Source organism: Thermogutta sp. (assembly GCF_014359955.1).
Taxonomy (GTDB): Bacteria; Planctomycetota; Planctomycetia; order Pirellulales; family Thermoguttaceae; genus Thermogutta.
Window position 1 is genome coordinate 1 of sequence record NZ_JACIYL010000081.1, and the last position, 9863, is coordinate 9863.

Annotated in this window: 11 protein-coding genes; 1 reads left to right on the forward strand and 10 read right to left on the reverse strand. The window is 58.3% G+C overall.

The annotated features are described in order from the left end of the window. From H5U08_RS04245 to rfbD, 10 genes are all read right to left on the reverse strand, one after another. A partial coding sequence (locus H5U08_RS04245; RefSeq protein ID WP_297030547.1) for a DUF1559 domain-containing protein occupies positions 1–740 on the reverse strand: 740 nt, incomplete at its 3' end. A gap of 67 nt (positions 741–807) precedes the next feature. Further along, complete coding sequence (locus H5U08_RS04250) at positions 808–1965, reverse strand: DUF1559 domain-containing protein (protein WP_297030549.1); 1158 nt, start codon at positions 1963–1965, stop codon at positions 808–810. A gap of 162 nt (positions 1966–2127) precedes the next feature. Beyond that, positions 2128–2583 carry a hypothetical protein gene (locus tag H5U08_RS04255; protein WP_297030552.1) on the reverse strand — a complete coding sequence of 152 codons (456 nt, stop codon included), beginning with the start codon at positions 2581–2583 and terminating at the stop codon, positions 2128–2130. Beyond that, a complete protein-coding gene (locus tag H5U08_RS04260; RefSeq protein WP_297030554.1) occupies positions 2580–3179 on the reverse strand; it encodes a type II secretion system protein in 600 nt (199 codons plus the stop codon). The genes H5U08_RS04255 and H5U08_RS04260 overlap by 4 nt, the downstream gene beginning before the upstream one ends. Then, complete coding sequence (locus H5U08_RS04265) at positions 3176–3703, reverse strand: hypothetical protein (protein ID WP_297030556.1); 528 nt, start codon at positions 3701–3703, stop codon at positions 3176–3178. Before H5U08_RS04265 ends, H5U08_RS04260 begins: the two co-directional genes overlap by 4 nt. Before the next feature lie 50 nt (positions 3704–3753). Continuing rightward, a complete protein-coding gene (locus H5U08_RS04270) occupies positions 3754–5037 on the reverse strand; it encodes a type II secretion system F family protein (RefSeq protein ID WP_297030557.1) in 1284 nt (427 codons plus the stop codon). 27 nt (positions 5038–5064) lie between these two features. Continuing rightward, on the reverse strand, positions 5065–6150 hold the full coding sequence (locus tag H5U08_RS04275) for a type II secretion system F family protein (RefSeq protein WP_297030559.1): 1086 nt from the start codon (positions 6148–6150) through the stop codon (positions 5065–5067). 75 nt (positions 6151–6225) lie between these two features. Beyond that, entirely contained in the window at positions 6226–6471 is a 246-nt protein-coding gene (locus H5U08_RS04280; RefSeq protein WP_297030562.1) for a hypothetical protein, read from the reverse strand. Positions 6472–6525: 54 nt separating this feature from the next. Further along, entirely contained in the window at positions 6526–7614 is a 1089-nt protein-coding gene (locus H5U08_RS04285; RefSeq protein WP_297030565.1) for a type II secretion system F family protein, read from the reverse strand. Positions 7615–7855: 241 nt separating this feature from the next. Next, a complete protein-coding gene (gene rfbD, locus H5U08_RS04290) occupies positions 7856–8734 on the reverse strand; it encodes a dTDP-4-dehydrorhamnose reductase (protein ID WP_297030569.1) in 879 nt (292 codons plus the stop codon). Positions 8735–8950: 216 nt separating this feature from the next. Here rfbD and H5U08_RS04295 point away from each other — a divergent pair, with 216 nt between their 5' ends. After that, positions 8951–9625: an FmdB family zinc ribbon protein gene (locus H5U08_RS04295; RefSeq protein WP_297030572.1), complete on the forward strand. Its 675-nt coding sequence runs from the start codon at positions 8951–8953 to the stop codon at positions 9623–9625. Positions 9626–9863: the final 238 nt, after the last annotated feature.

The window sequence follows — 9863 nt, forward strand, 5'->3', positions numbered from 1 at the left end:
GCCTTGCTGGCCGCCTTTTCCACGCCTTGCTGAGGAGGTTCTGCGTCCGCACCCGGCTTTTTCTCCGGAGGACTGGAAACCAGAGATTTGACCGCCCAAACACTCGGCGGACTTCCGGCGTTCCGCAGCGTTGCCCGCGTACCGGAGGCCCATCCCAGATCGTCTGGGTCAATTCCTTTTTCCGACACGAACAGTGTAAAGGTCACTCCGTCGGGAAAATCGTCTTCTTTCAACCAGCGATTGAGGACGAAAGCGCCCTGCGTGTTGGAATCGATGGGAGCCTCCTCATGATGGTAACACCCGGCATAGTTGGACGGTGCCCATTTGGCCGCTTCGGCCTGTGTCCGGGGAAACGATGGGCAAACGACCGGGCTCAACGTGGTGGTTCGCACGGCATCGTTCCTGGGATCATAGACACTCTTCGACAGGTCCAGCTTCCGATAGTAGATTTCCGCGTCGAGGTAGGGAAGCAGCGGACAGACCCAGCCGATATGCTGGCCCACGGGTTCGTTGCGAATTGGCGAGGTGTCGTTGACAACACCAGCGGGAAAACACTCGTAGCCGGCGTAGTAGCGGGACAACGCCAACCCGATCTGCGATAGATGCTGGGAGCACTGGGCTCGGCGAGCCGTTTCTCGGGAGGCCTGGATCGCCGGCAGACCAAGTGCGATGAGGATCCCGATTATGGCAATCACCACGAGAAGTTCGATGAGTGTAAATCCCAGACTGTTCCGTTTCATGATTGGTCTCCCATATTTCCCTGATCGCCTTCACATCCCAGATTTGTTCGGGGGCGATGTCAGCCGGTTAGCGCAGGGCATCGTCGGTGCCCTCTCCATCGCTCCGGTGTGCCAGACTCTTAAGAACTTTTTGCTCGATGTCGAATCGCAATTTTCTCACGGACAAATCACCGAACAGGAAGTTGACGCCGTCGAGATGTGCCGACCCGAATCCGCCGATCATTGGGCCGCCTTCGGGAAGCGAACCCAGGATCTGCAGCAGTGCCTGTTTGACTTCGGGGGTTGTCGCCGGGCCCTCAGGGATGCGGGCCAGAACGTCGGGAGGCACCCCCCAAAGGCGACGCTCATCCTGAGAGGAAGTCCAGAACCGTGCCACGTCTTCCCGTTCGGGATTCTGGATGATCCGGATGGTTTCTTCCGTATTGACAGAGTAAGAGTTTTGAAGAGACGCCGTGGGGTAGGCAAACTTCTCGAGGGGAACTCCTGCATTGCGAAGTGTCGCTCGGGTTCCGCTCAGCCAACCCCATTCCAGCCCCAGGGGCAATTTTTCTCCGAGAAAGATCGTGTGACTGCATCCGTCGGTGATTTCATCGACCTTTAAGAATCGATTGCGTACAAAAACCCCGTGATCGTTTTCGTCGATCGGTTTGTCTTCATCACCATGACATCCCGCGTAGCTCGGACTGGCGCCTCTATAGACGAATGAGGGACAGCGAAGGGTCCAGCCACAATTTTCCTCAGCGGCCAGTATTTCGAGATTGGCCGGATCATAAACACTCAGATCGGCCCGTATCATTCGGCCAGGGACCGGGTCAATCCAGGGCACCACAGCGATCAGCCAATTGTGATGAAAACCGATCGGCACGTTGCGAACAGGACCGCCCGGTTCCACGACCCCGGCGGGAAACCGGCCGTGGATCGTTTCGTAATTGCGGATGGCAAGCCCCAATTGAAGCAAGTGGTGCTGACACTGGGCGTTGCGGGCCATTTCCCGACACGCCTGGACCGCTGGCAGGAGCAAACTGATGAGTGTGCCGATGATCAGGACCACGCACCACAGCTCGATTTGGGTTATACCCCGCTGCTCGTGATGGGTAGCGCGGGCTATCTGTGTCGCCACACATGCTTCGGCTATCGGCTGGAATGTGCCAGGTGTTTGAGCGGGATCTCCGCACAACGCGGCTCCGCCGACAGGATCGCCGTCCCTCCGTCGGACAATTCTCATGACGCGATCGGCAGGGAAAAAGCATTTTTTCCTGGTGAAGCCGGGCCAGCCGCTCGCGGTGTTCAAAGGGGACCGCATCATTTCAGGCTCGCTACAAGGCAATGAGGAAACTCCACAGAACCACCCAGCACGACACCGTGATGCACAATGACGCCGGATTTTTCAGGGCAGCGTCAGGTGTCGTGTTTCGCTCACCACGATTTTCTCGTTAAGAACAAGTTTCACCTCCAGTACTAAAGACCGCGATTTTCCACCGTCCTGCTCGACGGCCGTCCGAACCACTCCCCGGAGTCCACCCGGCAAGTCGTTCTCGGGTATTTCCCAAACTTCGCCCTGGTAATCCGCATTTTCCCGCATCCTGTAAAGAGCACGGTCAATGGCCGATGCCACCAACCAGTCGGCCTGGATGAGCAATCGCTCCTGCTGCGCATCGCGCACCCGCAACCACAACTGGTGGGCGAGTGTCGCCGCAAGCGTCGAAACGACGACGAGACAGACGAGGATGGCCAGCGCCGCAACACCACGACCCCAACGAGTCTGGCGAGGCATCCCGTCCGTCTCACGGTGGCGCGGATCTTGGGGAGAACGGGCGAAAGGTACGGAAACGAGGGTGTTCATCGTTGTCCTTCCCCTTTTTGGGTTTTTGGTGCGGGTGCTGTGGACTCGTGAGACGCGGCTGCGGGGATGAACCGGTCCCGACCGACATACGCCAGAACTTGCCAGGTGCGGTGGGGACCACGCGCATGACCGGTGGTTGGATCGGCCGCAGTAAGCTCCAACGTCATCACAGCACGTGTCTGAATACCGTCGCTTTCCTGATGAATTGCCACCCGATAGCGAGGATCAAGCGGAAATCCCTCCCTGGCCACGACGCCGCCGTCTCTAACCCGCTCCCTCAGAATCCCGCCGTGGACCCGGTAACGCACAATTTCCTGGTGAGGCAGACGCAGCTCACAAATCATCTCGTCCTTATCCGCGAGTGAGACCGTCTTTTCTGGTTTTGGGATGATCACGCCTTCGGCCTGGTGTACGTCTTTGCGGAAAACGAGACTCAGTCGCCCAAGTGTCCGTTCACCTTCGACCTGACGGGAAGTCACGGATGAGAGACCCATGACGATACCTGTCAGGGTGACGGCCATCGCCAAAAGGATGATCGAGACGACGGATACCAGCGTCATCTCGAGGAGTGTAAAACCTCGCCGCGATTTCATCATTCACCTCGACTGCTGCCGACTGGTGGGACGTCCGCATGTTGGACGAGCTGACTCGTTACACCGCTTGCACGGGAAGATTGTGACGCCGGTTGAGCAGCACCGGGAGGAAACCGGTATGCCACCAGCGACACCCTTCCTGACGCCTTGCCCTCGCCATTCGGCCATTCGACGGTCACAAGCAGGCGTCGTCCTTCATCCGCTGCGAGAACCTCCCGCCGGACCACTGCGGAGCCCAGCACCGATTGCCCTGCCGACGAACATGGACCGACTTCTTTTTTGTCCACAGGCAACTCTTCCCAGGGTTTGGCGAACAGCGTTTCCATGGCGTTGGCAGCCTCCTGGAGGGCCCATGCTCGCTTTCGTTCTTCCCTCCTCAATCGGACGGTGGAAACGATCAGTTCGCCGCAAATGCCGGTCAGGACGGCCAGCAGCGTCACGGCAACAACAAGCTCGACGGCCGTGGAGCCAGGGTATCTGCCCTGGCCTGTGGTGCCGACCATACGTTGCGGCTGGCCCTGTCGCATGATCGAGAAACCTCGAAACGCATGACGTTTCATGGCAGTGTTGTTACGCTTCACAGGAGGCTGTACGCAAGTTGAACCAGGAAAACAAAGCATCCCAGATAGACCGCGGCAACCAGGATCGCCACTACAGCCACAATGATGAGATAGCCATAAATACCCCACCACCGGAGCCGCGATGCCGCTCGGTCGCGATACCAGACGGCGAGAGTTTCCAGGGCCTCCGGGAGATTGCCCATCGATTCGGCGGCCCTGAGCACTTCCGCGTCTGGAGGCCTGATCAGCCGCCAGCGGAGCAGGGCGTCGGCGAGGTCGTCCCCTCGTCGGATCGCGTCGTGGACTCCCCACAACCGCCAGGAAATACCCAGCGGCACGCTCGCCGTGATGCCCTCCCAGAAGCGTGGCGCAAACACATGGATAAGCGCTTCCAGAATCGCGGGATAGGTTTTTTCGGCACGTGTCCCGAGCGCCAGCCCTTGCAGGATTAGACTGCGGACGTGGGAAGAACATTCGGTAAACGGAAAAAGATCGCGGAGGACGTTGAGCCCGCCGGTCCAGTAGAATCCGGTCAAAATGATCACCAGCAGCATCAAGCCCAGGAGAAACAACGGGGAGTTTGGGACCGTCTTGGCCACAATCGCCATCATCGACAAAACGGGATGGGTGGTGATCAACTCCCCAAGGCCAAAGTCCTCGGCGATGAAGACAAGCATCCTCATAACTCGCCCCAGGATGAAGAGAGCACCAAACAGCGCAGCAGTCGCCGCGAGGACCAGCCCAAACCGTCCATAGAAAAGTTCTTCTGCATCGCGGAGTGCCAGCTCGTTTTCATCGGCGACGTCAATCGCGTCATCCCAGGCGCCGGTGAGGGCTCCCAGATATACGGCAACACGATCCCTCAGTTTCACGCGGAATCTGCGGAGCACTTTTTCCACTGGTTGCCCGGCTGCCAGGGATCGCAGCAAACTTGGGTGCGGCTCGAGCGCTCCCTGGTCTTTGAGATAGGCAGACAAGGTGGGAAGCAAAGGAAGATTATTTCTGACAGCCGACGAAAAAGTGAGCCAGAATGATCGGGAGGTGCCGGTGTACATGAGACTGATAGCGATAAAGAGGACGAATATCCCCAACGGCCCAAACAGAATGAAACTTGCTGCGGCGAATACAATCACTGCAACCAGCCGAACCGCCAGGATCCAGGGGGCAGTCTCCCGGAAAAAGTCCTTCCCTTTGGGACGGGTCCACCAGAGGCAGAGAATCGCAAACAGTATTCCCGCCAGTCCACCGACAAGTGGCAGGAGGACATTCTCAATAACCCGCGGATAAACTTCGGGTATCATCAGAGGCCCTTGCTAAGTTGTGAGAGCTTATCCGGAAAATGCGGCCAAATAAGATTGCACAGCAACAAACCAGGCAAAAACGGGCATCAGCGCCGGAATGAGTCCCAACAGCATGATGCCCGTGAGATTTCTTTCTAAAACTGCCCGCTGGGAACTGGTTTGTCGATCAAACAGGGAGCAGAGGGCACGAAAGCGTTCCTCCAGCGGGATGTTCTGCGGAGATTCCGCCAGAAAGGCCACGAAAGTGGCCGACATCCACGGGTATTTCGCCATCGCTTCGGCGAGGGGAATCCCCTCCGCGGTACGGCGGCTGGCTTCCTCCAGGGCCTTCTTCAACTTGGGCCATCGCGAGACCCTGGCGGCTGCGGTTAAAGCAGCAGGCATCCGCACTCCCTGACCGAGCAGTTCTGCCATCACTCCGGCAAGGTGGCTCAGTGCTGCTGTCTTGTAGTACTTTCCTACCAAAGGCATCCGGTAAATCCAATTGGCGGAGGAAAGCCTGGTAGGCCCCAGGGCAATGATCAGCAAAACAGCCGTGGCTAACACTATGATGACCAGAAAAAGAAGTGACGCCAGCCACCAGACCCATATTTGAATGAGCATCTCGGAGGAAGAGGAAGCGGGGCTACAGGTCGCACACGAAGTCGACCCAATATCGGCAAAAAAGCCCGGATGCATCGGTGAAAATCCCCCCATCAACCACTGTAGGAGGACAATGGGTAACCCCGCCACGATCACGAGGCCACACAGGATTGGATATCCCACCGACGCTCGAAGATCACGGAGCGATTCCTGATATTGACGTTTGAGCTTAAGCAGTCTTGATAGGGCCACGCCTGGTTGGGGGCAGAGGGTGCTGGCCTCGAGGATGGCCCGCAATTCGCGGGACTGAGCCTCTGAAAGCCGCCGCAGGCCATCTTGCAGGGACAAACCCTGGGAGACGAATCCGGCGAGTTGGCGAAAGGCGGACTTTGTGGCTTGATCGGGGCAGTCCTCCGCCAGGGCTTCCAGAGCATTGGGAAGGGGAAGATCGGCACGGACGCTCTGAGAGACGACGTCCGCCAGTCTTTCCCAATCCACCGGACTGCCACCAAAGCTCGCTCCAAAGTTCATACGCCCTTCTCCGCTAATGTCCGCTTTTTGGTTTCAGTTTTTTCCGGAAGTCGCCCCACGCGGTTGTTGTCTGGATCAGTCTTCCTGACTATCCATTGAACCGGGATCAGAAGCATCTGCCCAACCCTCGCCGCGCTGCCCCAGTCGATCCCAAGGTGAATCGGGGGCCTCCAAAATGCCCAGGATTTTTTCCCGACCGCATTCCTCGCAGTACTGCGCGGCCAACGCCCTTTGCTGTTCGCTGAAACAATAGGCGGGCTTGGTCCACCAGTCCTCTTCGATCACGTCCTTACAGGAACGGCAGCGTCGCGCGGTTTTCATCAGCCGACTCCCAACATCGTGCCGCCGGCAAGCGAATAGCGCGGCGACTTAAGCCTACGGATGAAACGCTGCGATCCTCATCAGCAGTGACCACCAGGGCCAGCCGAAAATGAGGATGATCCCAAAAACGACAATCACGCCTGGAATAATGATGGCCAGAGGCACCGTAACCGACCGGAACACCTGCATCCGGCGCTCACACCGATGGCCCCATTGCTCAGCGAGACTTTTCAGAGAGTTCGCCAGTTCGGGGGATGCGATGCCGTCCACGATGGTCCATCGCACGCCGGCGGGAATTCGGCGGTAATCCTTTCCCAGTGCCGCCGACCAATTCTGATTGCTGATTGCATCCGCCAGCCGTTCGGCCTCTTCCCGCCATCTCCTATCACCCAGGATGGTCCCCGCCAGTCGGACGGCTTCATCCACCGGCACCCCATGCTCTATTCCCAGGGACAAAAGATCGGTGAACACCGCGACCTGCTCGCTTCGGACGATCCCCCGGACCCCCGGAAACCAGCCCAGACGCCACACAAAGTAATCCGGCATCAGAATGCGGGCCCGATTAATCAAGAGGACCCACGAAAGAAACAGCACGACGGGAACAAGGGCAGCCGCTGGGCCCCAGTAGGGCAGACTGGCGCGCAATGTCTGGAGCACGCGGAGCAGGCCCGATCCATCAGCTCCCCAGTCACGCAGGCTTTCCAACAGAACGGGGAACACAAATGCAAGGAATCCCGCAAGCAGTCCCACAGCCACAAGAAAAATGAGGAGAGGATAGGCCAGCGAGGCCACCAATTGATTGCGAACAGCGATCGCCCGCTCTCCAAATCGGCCAATGTCCGCCAGGATTGCACCGGTTTGGGCCGACCTGTTTCCCAACCGAAGCACCGCCCCGTAAACAGGTGCCAGATCTCTGTCCACTTTTTCGAGGGCTTGCTCCAGGGGCACCCCTTGCTTGAGGGCTTCGCTGATTTCCTGGACCGTTTTTCGCCAGCGGCGGCTGCCCCCCACGTTCCACCGTGCCAGAAAACGTTCCAGAGGCAATCCCAGCTTCACCAGGGACGCAATCTGTCTGTGCAGAGCAAGAAACTCGGCGGCCGACAGCGAACCTCCGCGCGAAGAGGAAGAGTTCGGTTGCGCCACGGACAAGGCTCCTTTAAAGCAACAAAGAGCTGAATGTCACCCACAATATAGCGTGCCGCCCCGGCTACGTCAACAAGCCTTGCTCAAGATCGTCGATCCAAAAAGCCGCTGCGATACCCGCTCGGCCAAATGTCAGGACGGATGGCCGGAGCCCACTGACGGCTGTTGTCCTGTCCGTGGCCTGTGAGGCTGATGTACCGCTGGTCCCCGCCAATTTCAGGCCTTCCACACTTTGTTCGCGCTAACCCACGACGTTGTGCGCTGGGTCAAGTTTTTCTCTTTCCCGGAGATACTCAGCCAGGGCATCTTTCCAGTGCGGGAGCGGTGGGGCGTCAATGAATCGCTGGTATTTCGAAGTGTCCAGCACACTGAAGCGAGGACGCGGTGCTTTCGCACCATATTCTTCCGTGGTGATTGGCGTGATATCGACATCCCAGTTGAGAAGCCGAAAAATCTCGCATGCGAAGCGATACCAGGTGGTGAAACCATCGTTAACAATGTGAAACGTTCCGAACATGGAGGTCCCGATCAAGTAGCGGATCGCCCTCGCCACATGGACCACGTAGCTGGGAGTACAGAATTGATCATCAACCACCCGGAGGGACTTCCCCGAGCGGCCCAGGCGGATCATGGTCTCTACAAAATTGCCCGGGGAATTGGCCCCCAACCGGCCGTACAGGCCGCACGTCCGCACAATGTAGTGCTTCTCCCACGCGAGCACTTTCAGCTCGCCTTCGTATTTGCTTGTTGCATAAACTCCCTGCGGCGAAGCGGGATCCTCTTCCCGGAATGGTTCCGTCCGAAACGGCTCTCCACCGAACACATAGTCGGTGCTGACGTAAAGCAGGGGGCAGTTCAGTTCCCGGGCCAGCTCAGCCAGCACGCCGGTGGCGGTGGCGTTGATCGCGAAGCACCTGTCCGGCTCGTCTTCGGCCTTATCCACGGCGGTGTAGGCAGCCGCATGGACAATCGCGTCCGGATGCAGGTCTCGGAGAGTTCGTCTGACGCCGTCGAAATCGAGAAGATCGAATTCCGGTAGGTCCAGGCCGACGGCCTCTGACCCCCACTGGCGACACAACTCTCCCCCCAACTGGCCTTTTGCACCGGTTACCGCAATCACGTTGAAGCTCCCGCTCTGTGGAACTCAAAACCGCGAATCTCTCTCCTCTGGTTTTCGATAAGCTAGTATAAACTAGGTTATAGGAGAACGACCAAGTACCGGCCTGGAGGAGATGTTGCCAGATCGAAAGCCACTCCTTTGCGGAGCCGGTTTTCAACGGTAGCCTGCGGCATCGACAAACCCGCAGATACGCCTGAAAGAGAAAAGGAGCCAGCCGTGCCAATCTACGAGTTTTACTGCGCCGATTGTCACACGGTGTACAGCTTCTTTTCACGCAGAATCAATACCGAGAAACGGCCCGACTGCCCCCGGTGTGGGCGTCCCCAGTTGGAACGCCGGGTATCCCGGTTTGCCATTGGTCGCGGGGGATCATCTGACGCGGAGAAAGGGGAGGGCGGGCAGGAAGACGATGACCTGTTGCCCCCTGGGTTCGATGAAGAGAAGTTCGAACGGGCGATGATGGAGTTGGCCTCTGAGGCGGAGAACCTGGACGAGGAGGATCCCCGCCAGATGGCGCGCCTCATGCGCAAGCTCTCCCAGTCCACAGGCCTCGAATTCGGCGGAGCGATGGAGGAGGCCATCCGACGGTTGGAAGCGGGCGAAGATCCGGAAAGCATCGAGGAAGATTTGGGCGACCTTTTGGAGGAAGAGGAGCCGATTTTCCAGCAGTCCGGACGTTCGATTAAAACAATCGTTCAGCATCTCTTGCCCCCGAAACGGGAAGAAACGCTCTACGACCTTGATGCCGCACCGTCAACAGAGCCGGCACCGTCCGACCCGAAGAAGGAGGTTGGGACGCGTGTCAAGAAGCCTGCGAAAAAAGCTGTCAAGAAGGCCTCAGCCAGGAAGTCCGCCCAATCGGCTGCTTCCAAGCGGAAGAAAAAGGGCTGAACCCACTTTTCCTTCCAACCAATTTGTCCAACCGGTCCGCGGTGTGCCGTCTCAGCGAAAATTCGCCCAGTGGCCAACGGAGACCCAGAGGGGCTGAACAAGGATGTCTCCGCCTGGGAGATCCGCGAAAGAAAAAATTCCTGTTTGCCTGCCGGCTGCTTATCCTTCGAGAAAAATGACTCCCGGTGCGGGCGGCCATCTCGTGCGCCGGCTCCTGTCCTCCAGACAACGGGGTTAT

Bases quoted from the DNA above. Each gene is read 5' to 3' on its own strand.
- H5U08_RS04270 (WP_297030557.1), bottom strand. From the start codon at position 5,037: ATGATACCCGAAGTTTATCCGCGGGTTATTGAGAATGTCCTCCTGCCA.
- H5U08_RS04250 (WP_297030549.1), bottom strand. From the start codon at position 1,965: ATGAGAATTGTCCGACGGAGGGACGGCGATCCTGTCGGCGGAGCCGCG.
- H5U08_RS04275 (WP_297030559.1), bottom strand. From the start codon at position 6,150: ATGAACTTTGGAGCGAGCTTTGGTGGCAGTCCGGTGGATTGGGAAAGA.
- H5U08_RS04260 (WP_297030554.1), bottom strand. From the start codon at position 3,179: ATGATGAAATCGCGGCGAGGTTTTACACTCCTCGAGATGACGCTGGTA.
- H5U08_RS04255 (WP_297030552.1), bottom strand. From the start codon at position 2,583: ATGAACACCCTCGTTTCCGTACCTTTCGCCCGTTCTCCCCAAGATCCG.
- H5U08_RS04265 (WP_297030556.1), bottom strand. From the start codon at position 3,703: ATGCGACAGGGCCAGCCGCAACGTATGGTCGGCACCACAGGCCAGGGC.
- H5U08_RS04280 (WP_297030562.1), bottom strand. From the start codon at position 6,471: ATGAAAACCGCGCGACGCTGCCGTTCCTGTAAGGACGTGATCGAAGAG.